The organism is Pseudoalteromonas piscicida (assembly GCF_000238315.3).
GTDB lineage: Bacteria > Pseudomonadota > Gammaproteobacteria > Enterobacterales > Alteromonadaceae > Pseudoalteromonas > Pseudoalteromonas piscicida.
The window spans coordinates 2,182,371-2,205,618 of sequence record NZ_CP011924.1; the positions used below are offsets into that span (position 1 = coordinate 2,182,371).

A 23,248-nucleotide genomic window follows, 5' to 3' on the forward strand; every position below is an offset into this window, starting at 1 on the left:
CCATCACATCAGCACAGTTAGACTAAAATGCCAGTTTTAAACAAAGCTTGCACGCAAATCAATGAAAAAAATGCCAGCTAATACATCATCTAGCATAATCCCCGAGCCACCGTGCAAACGTTTATCGAGCCATCTAATCGGACCCGGTTTCAAAATATCGAAAAAGCGGAACAAAATAAAGCCAACGATTAATGACTGCCAGCTAAGTGCCGCCCCTATCATGGTAATATAAAAGCCTGCCACTTCATCCCAGACAATGGCTGGATGGTCATGAACATTAACATCGTCTGCTGTTTTACCACACACCCAGATCCCAAATAACGTCATGACAATCGCAACAAGACATTGCAGCCACATTGGTGCACCTTGGGTTGCAAAAATAAACGGTAATGCAGCGAAGGTACCAAAAGTACCAGGTGCTTTTTTCGCTAAACCAAGACCAAACCCGAGTGCAAAGAGTTGATGCGGCTTCTTTAAATTAAATACATACTGCTTAGCCAAACCAACTCCTAGCTAAAATGCTCAAAACCAAGCCCTGCGAGCTGGTAAGGTTGACCTTTTTTGAGCAATTGAATTTCGCCATTATTAGCCGTAATTTGGCCAATGCAAACTGGCTCAACACCATACTGCTTCAATCTGGTTTCCACGGCATTTTTGTTATTATCATTGACCGTGAAGAGTAACTCGTAGTCATCACCAAAACCGAGCGCGAGCCGCATGCGTGCATCTTCATCAAGACTTGAGCGCAACGCATCAGACTGTGGGACTTTATCGGCATTTATCTTAGCGCCAACTAACGAGCTACGTAAAATATGCTTAAGATCCGCAAGTAAACCGTCTGAGATATCGATTGCAGAGGTAGCAAGGCCTCTGAGTACTTGACCCGCAGCAACTCGTGGCGCAGGATAGTGAAACTTTTCAAGCGCTGCTTTGTAGTGTTTTGGCTCAAGCGTCCAGCCTTGCTTTCGCGCTTCAATAGCAAGCCCTGCGTCACCAAGCGGACCTGTTACATAAATCCAATCACCCACTCGCGCACCTGAGCGCTTGAGTGCTTTACCAGTTGGTACAATACCTTTTGCACATACAGTGATAGTCAATGGACCTTGCGTTGTATCGCCACCTATTACTTGTACGTTATAGTACTCAGCGATTTCATGCATGCCTTCGGTGAAGGCCTCTAACCACTCTAAATCAGCGCTAGGTAACGTTAAACCAAGCGACACCCAAGTAGGTTCCGCCCCCATTGCAGCTAAGTCGCTAAGGTTTACCGCGATCACACGGTGACCAAGTGCCCGAGGTGGAATATCTTCAAAAAAATGCACACCCGCAACTAGCGTATCCGTTGTTACCGCAAGCTGATTGCCAGCAGGAACTGAAACTAAGGCGCAGTCATCACCGATCCCAAGCTCTACATCTCGACGAATAATGCCACGGCCTTTAAAGTAGTGATTGATTAGCTCAAATTCTTTCATACACAAAAAAGCCGGCCAAGGCCGGCTATTCCTATAGTAAAGCTTATTTGCGAATAAACTTAACCGCTTTGTCTAGTACACCGTTAACGAATTTGTGGCTTTCTTCAGCGCCAAACATTTTCGCTAACTCAATACCTTCGTTGATAGCCACTTTGTATGGCACATCTTCACGGAATTTAAGCTCATAAGCACTAACACGTAACACGGCAAGCTCAACCATATCCAATTCTTCAAGTGGACGAGCTAAATGCGGACGAATTGCTTCGTCTAGCTGCTTTTGGTTAACAACAACACCACGCGCTAAGTCTTTGAAGTATTCCACATCGACTTTCGTTACGTCGTTTTCGATCAGCATTTGCTGTTCGATATCGGCAATTGGGTTACCACTTAGCTGCCAAGAATAAATAGCTTGTAAAGCAAGTACACGTGCTTTGCGTCTAGCTGCTGGTTTCACTGAGATTCCTCTTAAATTTGCTCTAGCACGTTCACCATTTCTAGAGCTCCAAGGGCGGCTTCTCCCCCTTTGTTGCCCATTTTAGTGCCCGCGCGCTCGATAGCTTGCTCAATGCTTTCAGTAGTAAGTACACCAAAAGCAACAGGGATGTCATAATCTAATGAAACGCTAGCTAAGCCTTTGTTAGACTCGTTAGCAACTAAATCGAAGTGTGGTGTACCACCACGAATAATCACACCTAGCGCAATAATCGCGTCGTGCTCTTTTTTCATCGCAACGCGTTTTGCTGCTAGTGGTAGTTCAACCGCTCCCGGTACATATACAACCGTGATGTCTTCATCGCTAACACCACCGGTACGTTTTAATTCATCTACAGCGCCTTCAAGTAAGCTGCTACCGATAAAATCGTTAAAACGTGAAATGACAATGGCAAATTTTTTGCCAGGAGCGTATTTATTACCTTCGATTACTTTCATTAGATGTTCCTAATCTGTATGAGCAATTGCCAAATTGAGGCGCATGATAGCACAGTAATGTGGCAATCGCCTACTATCAGAATATAGGCGATTGCGATCAATTTGGCATTTTGGAATTATTTTGGTTCGACGTATTCAACCACTTCTAAGTGGAAACCAGACAGTGCATGATATTTTTTCGGTAGACTCATTAGGCGCATTTTCTGAATGCCTAAATCAGCCAAAATTTGCGACCCCACACCTACGGTGCGCGAAGTACCTTGGAATTTACGGTAGTTCACCTGTTCGCCCGCATCTTCCGCAGCAAACGCCTTAACTAGCGCTTCCATTTCTTCGCTGTGTTCTTGCTTACCAAGAATGACTAATACACCTTCGTTGTCAGCGATGTGCTTCATGGCACTTTGCAGCGTCCAGCTTCTATCCGCACTGCGATCTGAATGAAGAATATCGTTAAACGTGCTTTGCAAATGCACACGCACTAAATTGGCTTCTTCCGATTTGATCTCGCCCTTAACCATCGCATAGTGAAGTTGATTATCAATGGTGTCTTTGTACGTCACCAGATTAAACTCACCGAACTCAGTAGGCAGTTTACACTCTGCTACTTTTTCGATAGTAGTTTCGTTTAAGTTACGATACTCAATTAAATCAGCAATGGTGCCGATTTTAATATCGTGTTCTTTTGCAAATACTTCTAGTTGTGGGCGACGTGCCATAGTGCCGTCTGGATTGAGAATTTCAACAATCACAGATGCAGGCTCCAATCCCGCCAAACGTGCTAAATCACATCCAGCTTCAGTATGACCTGCACGCGTTAAAACGCCGCCTGGTTGCGCCATGATTGGGAAGATATGACCAGGTTGTACGATATCTTCAGGCACTGCACCTTTGGCAACTGCAGCTTGCACTGTACGAGCACGATCTGCCGCTGAAATCCCAGTAGTTACGCCTTTCGCAGCTTCAATAGACAAAGTAAAGTTGGTAGAGAACTGAGCGCCATTGGTTTTCACCATTAGTGGCAAGTTCAGCTGCTCACAGCGCTCCTGTGTCATGGTTAAACAGATTAACCCGCGACCATATGTTGCCATGAAATTAATTGCATCTGGTGTAATGTGCTCTGCTGCAATGATCAGATCACCTTCATTTTCTCGGTCTTCATCATCCATCAAAATAACCATTTTACCGGCTTTAATGTCCGCGATGATTTCCTCAGCACTATTTAAACTCATAGTTTTCCCATTTTTACTTTGTCTGTGGCTACTTTATAAAGCCAGCTTTCGCCAATAGACTGGTTGTGAGAGTGGACTCGCTGGCAGCGCTTGGCTCACCCTGAATTAGTCTTTCGAGGTAGCGGGCGATTTGATCAACCTCTAAGTTTAGTTTTGACCCGACTTGAAAACCTGCAATCGTCGTTTCTTGCGCCGTGTGAGGCACAATGGTCAGTTTAAAGCGGTTTTGTTCCACGGCATTGACCGTCAAACTGATACCATCAATGGCAACCGAGCCTTTATACGGAATATACTTCATTAGCGATGACGGCGCAGCTAGCCAATAATCAGTCGCTCTGGCATTAGCGGTTATCTCTACCACTTCAGCAATACCATCCACATGGCCAGAAACCAAATGACCACCTAGGCGTGAAATCGGCTGCAGTGCCTTTTCAAGATTGACCTTTTGGCCTTGTTGGTACTCGGCAAAACGCGTCAAACTTAAGGTTTCGTTAGAAACATCGGCTTTGAAGCCATCATGAAACTTCTCAGTTACGGTCAGGCAGACCCCGTTAGTGGCAATGCTATCACCCAAGTTTACATCGCTCATATCAAGAGATGTCGTGGTCACACGAACAATTAAATCGCCGCCCTTGAGCTGCAATTGAGTTAATGTTCCTGTTGCTTCGATAATACCTGTAAACATTTTACTTCTCTTTAGTCGCGATAAGTTTGAGATCAGGTCCCACTTGGCAAACGTCGCCAAACACTAACTCTGGTATTTGCGACATGGCACTCAGTGGTGTGGTGTTAAACAGCCCTTTTCCAGCGCCAATTATTTTCGGTGCCAAATAGATGATATATTCATCAATTAGCCCTTGTTCATGCATTACCCCCGCAAGGGTGGCGCCAGCCTCAAGCCAAACATAATTACAGTGCTTTTCAGCCAGCTTGTTGAGCACGGCTTTTAGGTCAAGCTTACCGTTGATTTCAGGCACGACAATTTGCTCTACGAAATGAGGCCATTGCGCTGAATTATCAATAGTACGGCGAAAAATAATCACTGGAGATGCAATTTTAAATAGCGCAAGATCTGGTGTCAGACGATTTTGTGAGTCAATAATCGCACGTATCGGCTGGCGTAGCTCAGGTTGAGGATAATCGGTGTCTTGCAAAAACTCTTCACGAACATTGAGTCTTGCATTGTCTACCATAACCGTATCCGCTCCGGTCAAGACCACGCAGCTTTGCGCGCGGTGGCGCTGTACGTCTAAGCGCGCTGCCGCTGAGGTAATCCACTTGCTCTGGCCATTGGTTAATGTAGTTTTGCCATCAAGAGAAGCAGCAAGCTTACAGGTCACGAACGGCAACCCATACTCCATTCGCTTCAAGAAACCAGTATTTAGCGCCCTTGCTTGTGGCTCTAGCAAACCAAAAGCCGTTTCAATTCCCGCGGCCTCTAACATTGCCAATCCACGCCCAGCAACTTGTGGGTTTGGATCAACCATAGCTGCAACCACTCTGCTGACGCCTGCGTCAATCAGACCTTTAGCACACGGCGGCGTTCTGCCATAGTGACTACATGGCTCAAGTGTTACATAGGCAGTTGCATCAGCGGCTTTAGCTCCAGCTTGCTTAAGCGCATGCACTTCAGCATGGCCTTCACCTGCTTTTAAGTGCGCGCCTTCGCCGACGATTTCACCGTCTTTTACGATCACACAGCCGACGTTTGGATTGGGTGTTGTGGTGTATTTACCGCGCTTTGCTAGCGTGATGGCACGGCTCATGAAATCATGATCTTGCGCTGTGAATTGGCTCAATCCCCCAACCTCGCAATTTCTTCACCAAACTCACGAATATCTTCGAAAGAGCGATATACCGAAGCAAATCGCACATAAGCCACTTTATCGAGCTTTTTGAGGGCTTCCATAATACATTCGCCAATCATGTCGCTTGGTACTTCACGTTCGCCCGTACCACGAATTTGAGATTTAATCTGGTGTACCACTTCTTCTATTTGTTCTGTGCTGACGGGGCGCTTTTCCAGCGCTCGGTGCATGCCATTAAGTAACTTATCTTCATTGAAAGGCTCTCTGGTTCCATCTTGCTTTATTACGCGCGGCATTAAGAGCTCTGCACCTTCAAAAGTGGTAAAGCGTTCGTGGCATAAAATACACTCACGACGGCGACGGACTTGGTGGCCGGAAGCAACCAAACGTGAATCTATCACTTTGGTATCTTTGGCTGTACAGAATGGACAATGCATAGACGCTCTCGTTGACTCAAAAACAAAAAAGGCCGCTTGAATGCGGCCTTAATCATAACAAAAAACTGCTTTTTTGTGAGCGAAATTATGCGTAAACAGGTAATTTAGCGCAAATTGCTTTTACTTTTTCTTTCACTTGTGCCTGTACAGACTCATCATTGATGTTGTCTAGTACGTCACAGATCCAGCCAGCAAGCTCTTTCGACTCAGCTTCTTTGAAGCCACGACGAGTGATCGCAGGAGAACCGATACGCAGACCAGAAGTAACGAACGGTGAACGTGGATCGTTTGGTACAGAGTTTTTGTTTACTGTGATGTTTGCACGGCCAAGCGCTGCATCTGCATCTTTACCTGTGATGTCTTTATCAATCAGATCAAGTAGGAACAGGTGGTTTTCAGTTTTGCCAGAAACCACTTTATAACCACGCTCCTGAAGTACCGCAACCATAGCTTGTGCATTTTTAACCACTTGCTCTTGGTATGACTTGAACTCTGGCTGTAGTGCTTCTTTGAACGCAACCGCTTTTGCAGCGATAACGTGACATAGAGGACCACCTTGACCACCAGGGAATACGGCAGAGTTTAGCTTTTTATAGATTTCTTCATCATCACAAGCAGAGATGATAAGACCACCACGAGGACCCGCCAGCGTTTTGTGCGTTGTTGTTGTTACAACGTGTGCATGAGGCACTGGGCTTGGGTAAATACCAGCGGCAACAAGACCTGCAACGTGCGCCATATCAACAAGTAGGTAAGCACCTACTTTATCAGCGATTTCGCGGAACTTAGCCCAGTCAACGATACCTGAGTACGCAGAGAAACCACCGATGATCATTTTTGGCTTGTGCTCAAGTGCTAACGCTTCAACTTGCGCGTAATCGATTTCGCCAGTTTCTTCGTTTAAACCGTACTGAATAGCATTGTACGTTTTACCAGAGAAGTTTACGTGTGAACCGTGCGTTAAGTGACCACCGTGAGCAAGGCTCATACCTAGCACAGTGTCATGTGGCTGAAGTAGCGCTTGGAATACCGCCGCGTTTGCTTGTGAGCCTGCGTGAGGCTGAACGTTTGCGTAAGTCGAACCAAATAGCGCATTGGCACGGTCAATCGCGAGTTGCTCAACCACATCAACGTGCTCACAACCACCGTAATAACGCTTACCTGGGTAACCTTCAGCATACTTGTTTGTTAGCTGAGAACCCTGCGCTTCAAGTACACGTGGGCTACAGTAGTTCTCAGAAGCGATAAGCTCGATGTGCTCTTCTTGACGTGAAGTTTCTGCTTCAATCGCTGCAAATAGTTCTGGGTCAAAATCTGCAATATTCATGTTACGTTCTAACATGGTTTCTCCTAGGTAAACGTAAGGGTATTTTTAAAGACAATCTAGCATCACAAGATAACCAGTTTGCCTATGAAATCAGCATGGGCATATTTAAGCAGGGATTGAATTTATTTCACACCCCTATCGCGATGATATTTTTTTATTTAAACATTAATATTTTAAATAAGACAACCTAAGTTGTATTTGAAAAGCTAATATAGTCTTGAAATTGACCTTATCTGAGTGGGCGTTCTACCCACTCAGACAGGCTCTCTGATTTAGTTGAGTTTTGCTAACATTGCTGCCTTCAAAGCATCATAATCTGCACTAAGCGGCTCTGCCAAACATGGTTTTTGCAATGCATCGACCAACGGTTTTGGCATGTCAAGCTTCTGATTTAAAACACCTTCTACAGATTCCTTAAACTTCGCAGGATGCGCAGTGGCAAGGAAAATTCCGGTTTCATCCGCTTGAGAGTCCAGCGCTAATCCTTCGTAGGCTATCGCAGTATGTGGCTCAGCCAAGTAACCTTTATCATGTAATTCTTGCATTACTGTCTGAGTTCGCGCTTCCGTCACCGAACGTGAATAAAAGTCATGTTTGTTAAAATCCCCTCTTTCTAGCATGATTTCAACTCGAGGCCAGTTATTAGGTTTACTCACGTCCATCGCATTAGAGAGTGACTCCAAAGTGTCGTTTGGTTGCCACTCACCCGAGGCAATATAACGGGGTACAGTATCATTTTGGTTTGTCGTGGCACTTAACTTGGCAATCGGCAGTCCAATCGCGGCCGCAATCATCGCCGCACAGACATTACCGAAGTTACCACTTGGCACTGAAACATGCACTTTATCACGCTGCGACTTAGGTAATTGCGCTAGCGCTTCAAAGTAATAACACACTTGCGCCACTAAACGACTGATGTTGATGGAGTTTGCCGAATTAAGACCAAGCTTTTGCTTTACTTCGTCATCAAGGAATGCAGACTTTACCATCGCTTGGCAGTCATCAAAGCTGCCATCTACAGCATAACAATGAATGTTTTTCCCAAGTGTTGTAAACAGCTTTTGTTGGGCAAGCGAAATTTTGCCATGAGGGTAAAGGATCACCACATCGACATTTTCTTTTTCGTAAAAGGCATGGGCAACGGCGGCGCCAGTATCGCCACTTGTTGCCGTGAGGATAGTCACGCGCTCACCTTGATTAAACATGCTAATGCATTCAGCCATAAAGCGGCCGCCAAAGTCCTTAAACGCCAGTGTTGGTCCATGAAAAAGCTCTAAACAATGCTGATTTTTAGCAACTTCGACTAACTTAGCTGGGAAATTAAAGGCGCGTTTTACCATTGCATCGAGCGTATCTTGTGGTAGTTCATCACCAATAAGGTGATGTAATACCTTGGCACTACGCTCAGCAAAAGGTAATTCAAGTAGTGCATCAACATCCGCAATACGCTCAAATGTAGGAGGAAAAAAAACCCCTTGGTTACGACCTAAACCGATTTTTACCGCTTCAACGAATGAGACTATCTGCTGTTCGTCTTTTAAATTCACTAATTTCATTACTTTTGATCCTTTAATTCTCTTGTGCCAAGCATATCTAATCGGCAAACATGGCTAAACCCTGCTTCATTAATGTAATTTTGTTGCAACCATTGCTGCACTGCATTTGCCTGTTGCTCTGACTTACAAATAGCAAATAATGTGGGCCCTGCCCCTGAAATACTCACCAGCTCAGCACCTAGGGCTGGTAGCGCGTCTTTTGCCTCACTAAAGCCGGCAATGAGTGGCGCTCTCGCTTCCTCGGCAATGCTGTCTTTCATCATCGACAGTGCTTTGTCAAATTGACCTGACTGCATCAATAAACAAAAGCCCGACAATCGCTGGGCAAATTCCACCGTATCATGCAAAGAAAATTGCTGTGGTAGTGCTTGCCTTGCTTTCGCTGTATTCAAGGCAAAGCCAGGATATGCAATAACATAAAACCAGCTCTCATCATGCGCAACACTGATTGCTTTACTTGGGATGCAGTCTGCCGTCAGTTGTAGTCCACCAAGGTAGCATGGCGTGATGTTGTCATAGTGACGACCGCCACTGACCTTTGCTTCAAAGTCGGCCATCAATTCAATGAGCGCCTCTTGGCTCAATTGCGTATTGGCAAAATCATTAAGTGCAGCAAAAGCGGCAACCACAGAGCATGCACTTGAACCTAAACCTGAACCAACAGGAAGGCCCTTATATAAGGTCATAGCAACTGCTGGCATGTTTGGTGCCACATGCAGTTTGAAGTGCTGTAAACACTGAAACGCCAAATTGTCTTTAGGATCGGCGGAGAGCTTTTCTGCATATGGACCAATACAATTGAACGTATCACGCTCTGCGGCTTCAACACTGACCTGATCGCCCAATAAACTGCCATCAATAGGCTGGATTGCGGCGCCAAGGGCGTCAAAGCCAACACAAAAATTGCCCATTGACGCTGGTGCATAAAACGTTTTCATAACTCCTACCTCGACAGCGTTTTTAGGATATCAGCAAATACGCCTGCAGAGGTTACTTCTGCGCCCGCACCATAACCTCTGATCACAAAAGGCTTTGGTTGATAATACTGACTTAAAATAGCCAGTGCGTTTTCACCGTCACGAATATCGTACAGAGCGTGCTCTTTATCTACCGCTTCAATGCCAACGCGGCATTTACCGTCAACGATTGAACCGACATAGCGCAGCACTTGCCCTTGTGCTTTTGCTGCCGCAATACGCGCTGCGAAAGCATCATCTAATTGTGGTAATTGCGCCATAAATTCATCAACACTGGCGCCCTCAGCAAACCCTTCAGGTAATACTGATTCAACTTCAATATCACTGAGTTCCAACGGCAGCCCCGATTCACGGGCAATGATAAGCAGCTTACGCGCGACATCCGTACCGGATAAGTCATCGCGCGGATCTGGCTCTGTAAAACCACTTTGTTTGGCTTTCTCTGTCGCTTCCGATAGCGATAAACCATCCGACAATACGCCAAAGATATACGATAGCGAGCCAGACAAAATACCACTGAATGAAAGCAATTCATCTCCTGCGCCAAACAGCAATTTAAGGTTGTCTAATACAGGGAGTCCGGCGCCAACGTTGGTTTCGTATAGAAAGTGACGGCGCTTGGCTAGCGCAGCCTGCTGTAGTGACTGATAATACTCAAAGCTGCCAGTGTTGGCTTTTTTGTTAGCCGCAACAACATGAAAGCCCGCATTAAGAAAGTCTAAATAGCCATCGGCAACGAACTGAGCTGCACTACAATCAACAATCACAGGGTTAATTAAATGATTTTGTCTAACAAACTGGCTAACCTGTTGTAAATCAAAGCCCGACTCAGCTTTCTCTAGTGCCAGTTCCCAGTTATCAAACGGTACGCCTTCTGGGTCTAAATAACACTTACTTGAGTTTGCAATTCCATAGAGGTTCAAGCGTATATTACGTTTTTCAAGCCATGCTTGTTGCTTATGAAACTGCTTCATTAATTCTTGACCCACTAGACCACAGCCAATCAGGAAAACATCGATGGACGGTACATGCGTGAAGAAGTTTTCATGACATACTTTTACTGCATCTTGGCAAAGTTCACCGTCAACCACCGCCGAAATCGAACTCTCTGTTGAGTCCTGTGCGATGGCGACAATATTCACCTGAGCCTGTGCAAGTGACGCAAAGAATTTGGCCGCAAGACCTTTGTGCGCTTTCATGTTATCGCCAACCAAAGTAACGATAGCAAGGTTACGTTGCACTTCAATTGGGTCAATTAATCCTGCTTGCGTTTCAAGCTCAAATGCCTGTTCAAGCGCAACCAGCGCAAGTGTTAAGTCTTGCTCATGGACACAGAAACTGATGCTGAATTCACAAGAAGATTGCGTAATAAGTACGATGGATACATTATCTGCTGCCAGTGCGGAAAAGACCCGAGCAGCCATGCCAACCTTGCCTTTCATCCCAGGTCCTGCCACGGTCAACATAGCCAGTTTATCAAGACTCGAAAGCGCTTTTACTGGAGCCTCGCCACCGCCTTGAGCACAAATCAGTGAACCCGGCACTTCTGGATCATGAGTATTTTTAATTTCACAAGGCACATCTGCTTTGGCGCAAGGTAAAATGGTTTTTGGGTGCAGCACTTTAGCGCCAAAATAAGATAGCTCCATGGCTTCTTTATAAGATAGCACGTCGACCTTAGTCGCTTTCTTTATCAGGCGAGGATCTGCACTGTAGACACCATCAACGTCAGTCCAGATTTGGCAGATTTCGGCTTCTAGGCATGCAGCAGCGACTGCCGCAGAGTAGTCAGAACCATTGCGACCAAGCGTTGTCAGCTCGCCCGCTTCATTGCTTCCCGTAAATCCTGCCATGATATAAAAACGCGACGCTTGGGCACGCACCAACTCTGCAAAACATAATTTACTTAGCTTAAGGTCAACCTCGGCATCAAGATACCCGCCCTGCGTTTTTACGCACGCGTCAGCACTAAGCGCTACTGAATCTGATTGCAGCATGGTGTCCATCAACGCAACGCTAATACGTTCGCCAAAACTAATGACATAGGCTCTTGCTTGATCTGGGCAATGTCCTAGTAACTTGGCGCCATCTAATTTATTCTTAAGTAATTCAAAGTCAGGCCAGCCCACAACACCGCCGTACACCGCTTGCACTTCATTGTGTAAGCCTTGGCTGCGGGAAGTAAATGACTGCCACTGGGAGTCAAACGCTTCCCCTCGTCCAGCCAAATCAGCAAGCTCAACAAGCTGATCTGTCATGCCACCGGGAGCCGACAGCACGACAAGCGCTTGCTGCTGGCCGTGGTCTTTAACTAGCTCACTGACTCTTTGTAAACAGGCAAAATCTTTGAGGGAAGACCCTCCAAACTTTAGTACTCGCATCATTTTTCCTCATTCCAAAAACAAAAAAGGCCTGTGTTCTTAGTGAACACAGGCCTTTTCAAACTCGCACTGACCTATGCCACTATCCCGTTAGGATGGTGGTTGTAATAATGGTCGTAGTGATAATATTCGTTTTCATAATTTTAGAGTGCCTGAAGTTTAGCCGCGCTGTCAATACGAAAGAGCAAAATAGATTATGCAAATTTTTAATAGTGACATTTGTAATTTGCATATATAAGTTATCGGATACCAAACTGGTGCAGTAATCCTAATAACTGCTCTGCTTTAACCGGTTTTTCTAAAAACCCTAACGCTCCCAAATTCGCTACCCTTTCTTTCATCTTGGCCTGAACATCTGCCGAAATAACCACCACGAAACATTCAATTCGGTGTGCTTTTATTGCCTCTAACACAGCAATCCCATCAAGTATTGGCATGGTTAAATCCAGGCACAATAAATCTATTTGCTGAGTTTTCAGTAAATCAATCGCCTGCTGGCCATTCTGTGCTTGGTGCAAGGTCAGGTCTAATTTGCTCTGTAAGTTTTTAATGACTTGTTTACGGGCGACAGCCGAATCATCGCAAACTAAGACGGAATAACTCATAAAGTGGTCAGTCTTGTACTATCGTTAATAAAACGGTCACTGGATATCGCTATCTTATAACACATTAAACTTTCCTAGGTAAGGCGCTAAAAAGCATAATTAATGAAGATAATTATTTATTTTTAACCATTTATTGGCTAACTTTAAAAACAGATTATACAAAGGCGATGAACTTACCGTAGGAGCTCAGCTTAATTCATGCTGCAAAAAAGCCTCTCAAAAAAATTGCTCACCAATGTGCTGTCGGTTTACTTCCTTCTAACCTTTGTCGTCACATGTGGTCAAATCGTTGCTGAATACGTCAATACCAAAGACTATATTCGCAATGAACTTACCATGCTGCAAAAAACCTTTAGCCGCAGTTTGACCCGTGCCATTTGGGAGCTCAATACGAAGCAGACCGTTACTACGGCAGAAGGCCTACTTGCGATCCCCATGATCGAAGGAATTATTGTACGTGATGACAGTGGCGAGATTATTTCACAGCTTGGCCGCTCACTAGATATTCACGAGCTGTATAGTCAACAGCTTGTTCAAGAAGAAGCAATAATCGAAGATACACCATCCGGTTTATTTGGTTACACATTTCCGTTGATTTTTGAATTCTCGGGACGTGCAACACAAGTCGGTGATGTTACATTGTTTTCTAGCCGGGAGGTGGTCTTTAGTCGCATCATGATCTCTATCTACTTTTTGATAGGTAATGCGATGATCAAGACGACTTTCTTGATTATTCTATTTTTAATTGCCTTCAGAAAGCTACTTACCGAGCCATTAAGCGACCTCACCGAGCAAATTGAAGACTTTGAGGTCGACAACGTTGATGGCCATAAAATAGATATCGGCGCAAAAGAGCGCAATGAACTAAAGATCATGGAAGAGGCATTCAATAAGCTAATTGATAAGGTCTCTGAATATCGTAAAAAGCTCGATCAAACTCAAAAAGAGCTTTTGATCAGCAATGAAAAGCTCGACCAACATAATATTCAATTGGAACAAGAAGTCGCACGTAAGACTTCGAACCTTAGCCAAGCGATGATGGATCTTCAACAACAAAAATATGAATTAGAAAAGCAGAAGTTAACGCTCACAGAAGAGATTGATTTAAGAAAACAAACAGAAGAAGAACTACTAACGAAACAAAAAGAACTTGAGAAATACGTAGACGAGCTAAATATGGCTCAAGAGCGCTTAGTGGGCTCTGAAAAAATGGCAGCACTTGGTGGTCTCGTTGCTGGTATTACGCACGATATTAATACACCCGTTGGTATTGGCGTGACTGCGACCTCGTTCTTACAGGAACGTTTAGATCAGCTTGAGGCGGCTTACAACGGAAAAACCTTGTCACCAAAAGCGTTAGAAGAATTCATTAGCGAAGCAAAGCAAAGTGCCAGTCTACTTACCACCAATTTAGACCGCGCATCGGAGCTTGTCGCAAGCTTTAAACAAATTGCAGTCGATCAGGCCAGTGAGGCGGTTCGTACTATTAACCTGAAACAATACCTTGGTGAAGTGATCCGCTCATTGCATCCAAAATTGAAGAAAACTCATCATCAAGTGAATGTTGAATGTCCTGAAGACATGACGCTAAATTTACCAGCTGGGGCAATTAGCCAAATATTCACTAACCTTATCATGAACTCTTTGATCCATGGTTTTGAAAATCAAGACCAAGGACAAATAGATATTAAGATTAAAGAAGACAATGGTATGGTAAATATTGTCTACAAAGACAACGGCAAAGGCGTGAGTAAAGCCCAACTAGACAGGTTGTTTGACCCCTTCTTTACAACCAAACGCGATCAGGGTGGTAGTGGGCTTGGTACCCATATTACCCTAAACCTCGTAAAACAAACCTTGAATGGGGATATCGAAGTAAATAGCGAAGAAGGCAAAGGCCTCACCTACTACATCAGCTTCCCAAAAGACTTACAAAAACCAATGGCGATGTTTAGCTAACCAAGTTTAGAACACAACAACCATCCAATACGCCATACTGCAAAGTGGCGTATTGGAGCAAGTATCCCCCCACCATCAAACATCATCTAGTGGAATACAAGCTGTGACCTTTTTGCTATGATGACCGCAATTTTATTCCAGACGGGCATATTTCTATGTGGTTCAGTAACTTAATCTGCTACAAATTCAAACAAGATGTAACTTACGCACAAGAAGGTTTCGAAAAAGCACTCGAGCAGGATATTTTTCGTCCTTGTGGTAGCCAAGACATGACCACTTTTGGCTGGACTAAAGCTTTTGGCAAACATGGCCAAATGCTTTCTCATTTTTCTCAAGACAGTATCTTAGTTTGTGCTAAGCGCGAAGAAAAGGTGCTTCCTGCAGCCGTAGTCAATGAAATGGTCGCCGAAAAAATTGAGCAAATAGAGCAGCAAGAAAATCGTCCAGTAAAGAAAAAAGAAAAAGACGATATTAAAGAAAATATCCTAGCCACTTTATTGCCTCAGGCGTTCAAAAAATCGAGCCTACAATTTGCTTTTATCGACCAAAAGTCAGGTTGGGTGATTGTAAATAGCGCCAGCTTCAATAAAGCGGAAGAACTACTTGCACTACTGCGTAAGTCTCTGGGCACACTTCCTGTTGTACCTGCGTTTGCAAACTATGATTTAGACTTACAGCTAACACACTGGCTCACCGAGTTTAGTGCACCTGAAGGCTTTGCAATAGGCACCGACGCTGAGTTGCAAGAGCCAGACGACAACGGTGCTCAGGTAAAGTTAAAACAACATGACCTTTCATCAGACGAAATCAAAACGCACCTAGAAAACGGTAAACGTGTGACTAAACTCGCGTTAGATTGGCGTGAGCGCGTGAAGTTCGTTTTACAAAACGATGGCACATTAAAACGTTTAAGCTATGCAGAAGCACTTAAAGACCAAAATGCAGATATTCCAAAAGAAGATCTAGCCGTTAAACTTGATGCTGACTTTATTTTAGTATCGGAAGAAATCAAAGAATTGTTAGAAGATCTAACCAAAGGTCTTGGTGACGACGAAGGCTTAGCGTCTTAATTTTACCATCTAGAATCTGTTGAGCTTTGAGTACGAAAAATTGATAGCGGATATGGCTATCAATTTTTCTTTATCCAGTTCAATATTCTATCTTCACAAGGTCACTTTGCGCCAATAGCGAACGGACTGCACGCACTCAAGTGCGAGCGTTTAGTTACTGGCTCGCCACTTTATTTACACTAACCAACGCATTTGTCGCGCTTTATTTACTCTTCAATGGCATGATAGGAATTCGGCTTTGGCAGTAACGCTTTACTAACCTGAATTTCAGGCATCGAAGACTATTTACTCCAGTAGTCCGATACCCAACAACGGTAACTCGTACAATTAAACGGAGTTTGACGCGCGTGAATGTAAAAAGCATTTCATTGGCTTTAATAGTCGTGATAATTTGGGGGCTTAACTTTTCGGTCATTAAATTTGGCCTAGCAGAGTTGCCTCCTATTTTATTCTCAGGCTTGCGTTTTTTGGTAGTCGCGATCCCTGCAGTATTCTTCATTCCTTTTCCTAAAACATCGGTATGGAACGTACTCGGGGTTGGTCTATTTTTAGGTGTGCTTAAGTTTAGCTTGCTGTTTATTGCGATGGAATCGAATGCATCAGCCGGCATTGCTTCTTTGCTGCTACAAGCCCAAGTCATTTTCACGATTTTGCTAAGTGTTTTATTGTTAAAGGAAACCATGAATCGCTTTCAAGTGGTGGGAATTAGCATCGCAACGTTTGGCTTTAGCTTGTTTTTTATCAACTCGTCTGGGTCAACGACAATATTGGGCGCGGTGCTCATTCTATTCGCAGCATTATTTTGGTCGTTTTCAAATCTCATTATGAAGCGCCTGCAAGACGTTAATTTACTCCATTTTATTGTTTGGGTAAGCCTAGTGCCGCCATTGCCACTTTTTACACTATCTTATTTTATTGAAACTGACGCACCATTGACCTTACTACTAAACACCACAACACAGTCTTGGCTATCCATTGCCTATGTGGGTTATATCTCGACACTGATTGCATTCACAATATGGGGTTGGCTACTTAAAAATCACAAGGCCGCGGCAGTCACGCCTTTTGCTTTATTAATCCCTATTGTCGGCATTGTAGGTTCAGCCTTATTACTTAATGAGCAATTGATGTTAATGGAAGCCGTTGGGGGCAGTTTTATCTTATGTGGCTTAACGATTTCTGTTACAGGTGCTCGGATAAGCAAAATATTTAGAAAACCCCAGGCCGAGGCTATACCCTAAACGATAAAGACCTCAACAGAGGTCTTTATATTCACGGGAAACAAAGGCGCTGAAACTGCATATTGAGTACAAGGATTAAGCAAACATTGTTTTAACGTCTTCGAGTACATTCAAGTAAGTGTCATCAGCAAACATATTTACCTCTCTTATTACCCCTTTTTCTTCATACTGTTTTAGCGCTGCAGACTTATCCGATACCTGCAAAATACCTTCTACAATTGCACCAACACGAATAAAGTCGACATAACAAACATGTTCAGGCCGATAATTTGGATTTGCCCAGCTTTCTGCGACTTCAACAAACTCATCGGTGAATTCCCACTCTCGCATTATTGCCCCTCCAATTTTGCCGCCTAATTTCTGGATGGCATGGGCCAAAAAGCTCGGATTAGCAAACACTTCAGGATGGCGTTCGGCCTCCGTCAAAATAGGCAAAACACCGATATTAAACACCAAAGAAGCCAACGTGATTGTATCTTTGTTAAGCGAAGTGTGCTTATTGACGCGAAGATAAAAATCCATCGTTGTTATCGCTTGGCAAGCGACTTTTAGCGTTTTCTGCCAAGCTTTGTCCATGTATGTCTTGATGAGTTTGTTATTAGAAACAAATAACTGCTCCATTGCCATTGCAGTCGCTATATTCTTGATTTGTCTGAGGTCGATACGAGTTACTGCTTGGTTTAAGGTGTTTACCTTCACCGAACGGCCCATAAAAGCGCTGTTGGCAACTTTGATCATACGTGCTGCAAGGGCTGGATCGTGAGAAATAACGTCCGCCATCTGCATCAAGTTAATTTCAGGGTCATCTGCCGCCTGCCTAACCCGCACTGCGATTTCAGGTAATGTCGGCAATACCAAGGTGTCGTTATTAATTCTGTCAGTTAGAATTGTGAGCAAAGCATTTTCTGTAGACATGAAACCAAATCCCTTAATAACTGAATAAAAGACCCGACTACAAGCGTAAGCTTATGGCAAAAGTAAGCACTTGCTTGCTAGAGGTCACACTGCTGATTTTTAGTATCTATGACGTAAGTATTGTCTAACTTTCGGATAAAGTTAAGAAAATCTAAAAAAATAATATTTTATTTATATACCCTAAATAATTAGCAAGTTAGAATTCAAGACATATAGTACTTTGTGGCAAACTTTGCCGCAAAAATACTGAAAATGACCCACAGCTGGACACAAATGATGACCTTTCACGTTAACAGCGGCTTGCATACCACATGCTAATCTAAGTTAACTAAGTATTGTGATACAAAATCGTGTAAGGTGATCACCACAGAATTAAGACAACAAGGGAGCATTATGAAACACTCAATGATTTCGGTTGCAATCGCGCTTGCAACAGGCCTCACTCTAACAGGCTGCTCTGAGCCATCAACCTCTTCAGAGAAACCTAGTGCACAAACTGAGCAAGCACAAGCTGATACTAAACAATCAGGCTATAAGCTCGTTAATGCATCTCAAGACCGGCTAGATATTTATACCCCAGTAACGCTAGAAACAGACTTAAGTCACTTAAACGATAACCAGAAAAAGATGTTAGCTTTACTCATCGACGCTTCGGTTATTATGGATGATTTATTTTGGCAGCAAGCATTCGGCGAAGACAAAGCAACATTCCTAAGCAAAATCTCAGACGAAAAAGTACGCCAATTCGCGGACATTAACTATGGCCCTTGGGATCGTTTAAATGGCGACCAAGTTTTTCTTTCTGGCTTTGAAGAAAAAGCACTGGGTGCAGAATTTTATCCAAGCGACATCACCAAAGACGAGCTAAATAACGCCGATGTAAAAGATAAAACAGGACTGTATTCTGTTATCCGCCGCGATGAAAACGGCAAGTTATACAGCACTTCTTACTCATCCGCGTATAAAGCAGAATTGGATAAAGCCGCAGAGCTTTTACGCCAAGCAAGTAAACTGGCACAAGACAAAGAGTTTGCAAACTACTTAAACTTGCGCGCAGATGCATTAGTCAATAATAGCTACCAAGCGTCTGATTTCGCTTGGATGGACATGAAGAATAACCCAATTGATGTGGTGATTGGTCCAATTGAAACCTATGAAGACCAGCTATTTGGCTATCGCGCCGCTTTTGAGTCTTACGTTCTGGTTAAAGACTTAGCGTGGAGTGAGCGTCTCGCTAAATTTGCCGCTTTCTTACCTGAGCTACAAACCGGCTTGCCTGTTGATGATAAATATAAGCAAGAAGTACCAGGCTCTGATGCCGACCTAAACGCATATGACGTCATTTATTATGCAGGCCACTCAAACGCTGGTAGTAAAACCATTGCGATTAACCTGCCAAATGACGAAGAGGTGCAACTCCAAAAAGGTACACGTCGCCTACAGCTTAAAAACGCCATGCGCGCAAAATTCGATAAGATCTTAGTACCAATTGCTGACCAACTTATCGTCCCTGAGCAACGTAAGCACATCACCTTTGATGCTTTCTTTGCTAATACCATGTTCCATGAGGTGGCCCATGGTCTAGGCATTAAAAATACCATTACAGGTAAAGGCACTGTGCGCCAGTCACTACAGGAACACGCCAGTGCACTTGAAGAAGGTAAAGCCGATATCCTAGGTCTATACATGGTCGAGCAACTACTTAAAAAAGGCGAGATTACCGAAGGTACACTTGAGGATTACTACATCACCTTTATGGCTGGTATCTTCCGCTCAGTACGTTTTGGCGCATCCAGTGCACATGGTAAAGCGAACATGATCCGCTTTAACTTCTTTAAAGAAGAAGGCGCGTTTTCTAAGAACACGGACGGTCTATATCAAGTGAATATGGAAAAGATGGGCGCAGCGATGGAGAAACTGTCTAACCTTATCCTAACGCTACAAGGTGACGGCGACTATCAAAAAGTAGACCAACTGATCGCTACACACGGCGATATCAAAGCGGAACTACAAAAAGATCTAGATAAGCTTTCCAAAGCGAACATTCCTGTTGATGTTACCTTTAAGCAAGGTAAGCAGGTGCTAGGACTGTAATTACCGAGCACACCATGGTAGTGCTTACTACCATGGTGTAATTAATCCTAGATACAATAATCTTTGATTTCTCTTTGGTGTTTTTTGATGGCTTTTGTGGCTTTGTCAGATTTAGCAATCGCTAAATTTACTTTCGCATCATCGCATTTGTCTTGTAGCTCTTTGCGCATCAAATAGTTTTGATCTTGCTGTTGCTGCACCAACCCTTCCACACCACTATATTCAGTTCTGGATTCTGGTTCACGATCTTTTTGATAAGGCTCTGGCACAGTCGCCTTACAGGCGGATAATAATGATACTGCCAAAATAACAACTAAACTTTTATTCATATCGCGTACTCCTTGATTTAAAACGGCAAAAGTCAATTTCAGTTATAACAGTCCCAGATATAAACACAAAACACGTAGAGCTAAAAAGTTTGTAAAGCGCTTGATGTGTTTACAGTCTTATGGCCTTTTTGAGGCTTTAAGCAAAACTCGCTTTTAGCTGCTCAACTTCCTCATCACTATAAGGTTTTGCTGGATAGAGTCCCCATACGGGTTTTGGCCATGCAATATCAGTTTTAAATCGTGCGATGTGGTGCACATGTAGTTGCGGCACCATATTACCAAGCGCAGCCACATTTAATTTATCTGGGGTAAAGGTGTCTTGTAACAAACGACTCAGCTTGGCTGATTCTTGCCAAAATTGAACTTGCTGCGACTCAGGTAAATCAATAATTTCTTTCGCGCCCACAACCCTAGGTACTAAGATAAACCAAGGGTATTGTGAGTCATTCATTAACAATACGCTACACAGCGGCCACTCGGTAATTAAGATACAGTCTCGTTGTAATTCTTTAGCTAATTCAAATGACATAGTGAAACTCTTTAAATCCTATTTACTCGGCACTCTATCCGAATTTGTTGCTATTGCAAAGCGGCTTCATTACCATCCGATCAGACTTTAAAAATATAACAAGGTGGCTACCGTGCACTCTCGCATTAAACACTACACCATCGCCCTTCCGTTAGCGCTTGCCTCTGTCACCGTTAGCGCAGAGCAACTAACGCTAGAGCGACTTTTTGACGACCCGTCCCTTTCAGGTAAAGCGCCTGTAAAACTGCAATTTTCTCCTGACGGTTCTCGTGTTACTTATCTTCAAGGTAAAAAAGAAGACTATAACCGTTACGACCTTTGGGAATACAATCTAAAAGACAATACCAACCGCTTGTTGGTAGATTCTGCGGCGCTATTTTCTGGCCCAGAGAACCTCTCAGATGAAGAAAAAGCACGTCGTGAGCGTCAACGTATTTTTGGCCGTGGTATTTTAGAATACAAATGGTCAAAAGATGGCAAAGCGCTACTTTTCCCACTCAATGGCGACTTGTACTACTATGAAATCGCTTCTGGTAAGAGCAAGAAACTAACGGAAACGGAAGCATTCGAAACCGACGCTCGCTTCTCACCAAAAGGTAACTTTGTTTCTTTTATTCGTGAGCAAAACCTCTATGCCATTGACCTTAAATCGGGTAAAGAAACGCAATTAACTAAAGACGGCGGTGGCGTAATTAAAAACGGCATGGCTGAGTTCGTTGCTCAAGAAGAGATGAGCCGTATGACGGGCTATTGGTGGTCGGGTGATGAGCAACAAATCGCCTTCACACGCATTGATGAAAGCCCTGTTCAAGAAGCCATTCGTAACGAAATCTATGCCGAAGAGGTCAAGTTATTCAATCAACGCTATCCATATACGGGTACTGCTAACGTTGAAATTGAACTGGGTGTTGTAAAGATCAATGACCAAAAGGTGGATTGGATTGATTTAGGCGACGATAAAGATATCTATATTGCCCGTGCAAATTGGTTAAAAGACAACAAAACATTGTCCTACCAGTGGCAAAATCGCTCACAGCAAAAACTGGAACTGCGCTTTTACGATACTAAAAGCAAAAAGCAGCAGGTTGCCCTGACCGAAACCAGTGATACTTGGATTAACCTACACTTTGACCTTGAATTCTTAAAGGACAAAAAGCATTTCGTTTGGGCATCTGAGCGCGATGGCTTTAAACACCTTTACCTGTACAGAACCAATGGCCAACTTGTGCGCCAAATCACTAAAGGCGATTGGATTGTTGAAAGTCTTCAGGGCATTGATGAGAAAAAAGGTATCGTATACTTCTCCGGCCGCAAAGACACGCCGCTCGAAAGCCACCTATACAGCGTACCACTTTTTAAAGATGGCGATGCAAAACGTATTACCGAAAAAGGCAGCTATCACAGTGTTGTACTGGCAAAAGATAACCGTACCTTTATCGATAAAAGCTCTTCTGTAAACCGTCCACCAGCCGTTGCGCTACGCAAAGTGAATGGTGACTTTGTGACTTGGCTTGAAGAAAATGCGCTGAATAACGAACATCCGTTAACGCCTTATTTGAGCAATCTAGCCACGCCAGAATATGGCACGCTTAAAGCGGAAGATGGTCAAACCATGTATTACCGCTTATTTAAGCCAGCAAAGCTTGAAACCGGTAAGAAATATCCGGTTATTGTGAACGTGTATGGCGGACCTCATGCACAACGCGTGACCAACAGCTGGCGTAGCAAAAACTTGTATTTCCAATATCTTGCACAACAAGGTTATGTGATTTTCCAATTAGATAACCGAGGTTCATACAACCGTGGTAAAAAGTTTGAAGATCCAATCTACAAGCACTTAGGTGTAGTGGAAGTGGCTGACCAAATTAAAGGCGTTGAGTTCTTACGTACACTAGAGTACGTCGACCCTGAGCGTATCGGTATTTATGGTCACAGCTATGGTGGTTATATGGCGCTGATGACAATGTTTAAAGCAGGCGACTACTTTAAAGCTGGTGTCTCTGGTGCGCCAGTAACAGATTGGGCTCTATATGACACGCATTATACTGAGCGTTACTTAGGTCACCCAGATACAAATGCTAAGGGCTATGAGCAAAGCGCGGTATTCCCTTATGCTGATGGACTAAAAGGCCCGCTGATGATTTATCACGGTATGGCGGACGATAACGTACTATTTACCCATGCAACGAAACTATTTAAGCAGTTGCAGGACGAGGTTAAGCCATTTGAAATGATGACTTATCCAGGCTCGAAGCACAGCTTACGTGGCAAAAAAGTACAAACCCACTTGCATCAAACTATTACTGACTTCTTTAATCGTCATTTTGACGTTGAAGCTAAGTAAGCACTTAATAGCGCCCAGCTTCCTATGAGCTGGGCGCTTCTTCTT

At 43.8% G+C, this 23,248-nt stretch carries 20 protein-coding genes and 1 pseudogene; 5 read left to right on the top strand and 16 right to left on the bottom strand.

Annotated features, from left to right (window positions below):
* Positions 1–17: 17 nt before the first annotated feature.
* From PPIS_RS10130 to PPIS_RS10190, 13 genes and pseudogenes are all read right to left on the bottom strand, one after another.
* Positions 18–501 (bottom strand): annotated as a pseudogene (locus tag PPIS_RS10130) (phosphatidylglycerophosphatase A family protein).
* An 8-nt stretch (positions 502–509) separates the two neighbouring features.
* Positions 510–1,472 (bottom strand): thiamine-phosphate kinase, encoded by a 963-nt coding sequence (thiL, locus tag PPIS_RS10135; protein WP_010372092.1) that lies wholly within the window; start codon positions 1,470–1,472, stop codon positions 510–512.
* 43 nt (positions 1,473–1,515) lie between these two features.
* A complete protein-coding gene (gene nusB, locus PPIS_RS10140) occupies positions 1,516–1,926 on the bottom strand; it encodes a transcription antitermination factor NusB (protein ID WP_010372094.1) in 411 nt (136 codons plus the stop codon).
* An 11-nt stretch (positions 1,927–1,937) separates the two neighbouring features.
* Entirely contained in the window at positions 1,938–2,402 is a 465-nt protein-coding gene (ribH, locus tag PPIS_RS10145; RefSeq protein WP_010372096.1) for a 6,7-dimethyl-8-ribityllumazine synthase, read from the bottom strand.
* A 116-nt stretch (positions 2,403–2,518) separates the two neighbouring features.
* Positions 2,519–3,631 (bottom strand): bifunctional 3,4-dihydroxy-2-butanone-4-phosphate synthase/GTP cyclohydrolase II, encoded by a 1,113-nt coding sequence (gene ribBA, locus PPIS_RS10150; protein WP_010372099.1) that lies wholly within the window; start codon positions 3,629–3,631, stop codon positions 2,519–2,521.
* A 28-nt stretch (positions 3,632–3,659) separates the two neighbouring features.
* Positions 3,660–4,316, bottom strand: a complete 657-nt coding sequence (locus PPIS_RS10155) for a riboflavin synthase (RefSeq protein WP_010372102.1) — start codon at positions 4,314–4,316, stop codon at positions 3,660–3,662.
* Between the two features lies 1 nt (position 4,317).
* Positions 4,318–5,430, bottom strand: coding sequence for a bifunctional diaminohydroxyphosphoribosylaminopyrimidine deaminase/5-amino-6-(5-phosphoribosylamino)uracil reductase RibD (gene ribD / locus PPIS_RS10160; protein ID WP_010372105.1), 1,113 nt, complete (start codon positions 5,428–5,430; stop codon positions 4,318–4,320).
* Positions 5,427–5,876, bottom strand: coding sequence for a transcriptional regulator NrdR (gene nrdR / locus PPIS_RS10165; RefSeq protein WP_010372109.1), 450 nt, complete (start codon positions 5,874–5,876; stop codon positions 5,427–5,429). The genes ribD and nrdR overlap by 4 nt, the downstream gene beginning before the upstream one ends.
* An 85-nt stretch (positions 5,877–5,961) precedes the next feature.
* Positions 5,962–7,218 carry a serine hydroxymethyltransferase gene (gene glyA, locus PPIS_RS10170; protein ID WP_010372111.1) on the bottom strand — a complete coding sequence of 419 codons (1,257 nt, stop codon included), beginning with the start codon at positions 7,216–7,218 and terminating at the stop codon, positions 5,962–5,964.
* Between the two features lie 257 nt (positions 7,219–7,475).
* Complete coding sequence (thrC, locus tag PPIS_RS10175) at positions 7,476–8,759, bottom strand: threonine synthase (protein WP_010372117.1); 1,284 nt, start codon at positions 8,757–8,759, stop codon at positions 7,476–7,478.
* Positions 8,759–9,697 carry a homoserine kinase gene (gene thrB, locus PPIS_RS10180; RefSeq protein WP_010372120.1) on the bottom strand — a complete coding sequence of 313 codons (939 nt, stop codon included), beginning with the start codon at positions 9,695–9,697 and terminating at the stop codon, positions 8,759–8,761. The genes thrC and thrB overlap by 1 nt, the downstream gene beginning before the upstream one ends.
* 5 nt (positions 9,698–9,702) lie before the next feature.
* Positions 9,703–12,117 (bottom strand): bifunctional aspartate kinase/homoserine dehydrogenase I, encoded by a 2,415-nt coding sequence (thrA, locus tag PPIS_RS10185; protein ID WP_010372123.1) that lies wholly within the window; start codon positions 12,115–12,117, stop codon positions 9,703–9,705.
* Positions 12,118–12,356: 239 nt separating this feature from the next.
* Positions 12,357–12,722 (bottom strand): response regulator, encoded by a 366-nt coding sequence (locus tag PPIS_RS10190; RefSeq protein WP_010372125.1) that lies wholly within the window; start codon positions 12,720–12,722, stop codon positions 12,357–12,359.
* 198 nt (positions 12,723–12,920) lie between these two features.
* On the opposite strand from PPIS_RS10190, the gene PPIS_RS10195 reads away from it, so the two are divergent.
* From PPIS_RS10195 to PPIS_RS10205, 3 genes are all read left to right on the top strand, one after another.
* Positions 12,921–14,681: a sensor histidine kinase gene (locus PPIS_RS10195; protein ID WP_010372128.1), complete on the top strand. Its 1,761-nt coding sequence runs from the start codon at positions 12,921–12,923 to the stop codon at positions 14,679–14,681.
* A 155-nt stretch (positions 14,682–14,836) separates the two neighbouring features.
* The gene (rdgC, locus tag PPIS_RS10200) at positions 14,837–15,751 is read left to right on the top strand and encodes a recombination-associated protein RdgC (RefSeq protein ID WP_010372131.1); all 915 of its coding nucleotides are present in this window, start codon (positions 14,837–14,839) and stop codon (positions 15,749–15,751) included.
* 347 nt (positions 15,752–16,098) lie between these two features.
* Entirely contained in the window at positions 16,099–16,992 is an 894-nt protein-coding gene (locus PPIS_RS10205; RefSeq protein WP_010372134.1) for an EamA family transporter, read from the top strand.
* A gap of 75 nt (positions 16,993–17,067) precedes the next feature.
* Here the strand turns inward: PPIS_RS10205 and PPIS_RS10210 are convergent, their stop codons facing one another.
* The gene (locus tag PPIS_RS10210) at positions 17,068–17,907 is read right to left on the bottom strand and encodes an HDOD domain-containing protein (RefSeq protein ID WP_010372137.1); all 840 of its coding nucleotides are present in this window, start codon (positions 17,905–17,907) and stop codon (positions 17,068–17,070) included.
* Between the two features lie 393 nt (positions 17,908–18,300).
* On the opposite strand from PPIS_RS10210, the gene PPIS_RS10215 reads away from it, so the two are divergent.
* Positions 18,301–20,001 carry a dipeptidyl-peptidase 3 family protein gene (locus PPIS_RS10215; protein ID WP_010372140.1) on the top strand — a complete coding sequence of 567 codons (1,701 nt, stop codon included), beginning with the start codon at positions 18,301–18,303 and terminating at the stop codon, positions 19,999–20,001.
* 47 nt (positions 20,002–20,048) lie between these two features.
* Here the strand turns inward: PPIS_RS10215 and PPIS_RS10220 are convergent, their stop codons facing one another.
* Positions 20,049–20,330, bottom strand: a complete 282-nt coding sequence (locus tag PPIS_RS10220) for a hypothetical protein (RefSeq protein WP_010372143.1) — start codon at positions 20,328–20,330, stop codon at positions 20,049–20,051.
* Between the two features lie 136 nt (positions 20,331–20,466).
* Positions 20,467–20,859, bottom strand: coding sequence for an HIT domain-containing protein (locus PPIS_RS10225; protein ID WP_010372146.1), 393 nt, complete (start codon positions 20,857–20,859; stop codon positions 20,467–20,469).
* Positions 20,860–20,971: 112 nt separating this feature from the next.
* Between PPIS_RS10225 and PPIS_RS10230 the strand changes: the two genes are divergently transcribed.
* Positions 20,972–23,203 (top strand): S9 family peptidase, encoded by a 2,232-nt coding sequence (locus PPIS_RS10230; RefSeq protein WP_010372149.1) that lies wholly within the window; start codon positions 20,972–20,974, stop codon positions 23,201–23,203.
* Positions 23,204–23,248 lie beyond the last annotated feature (45 nt).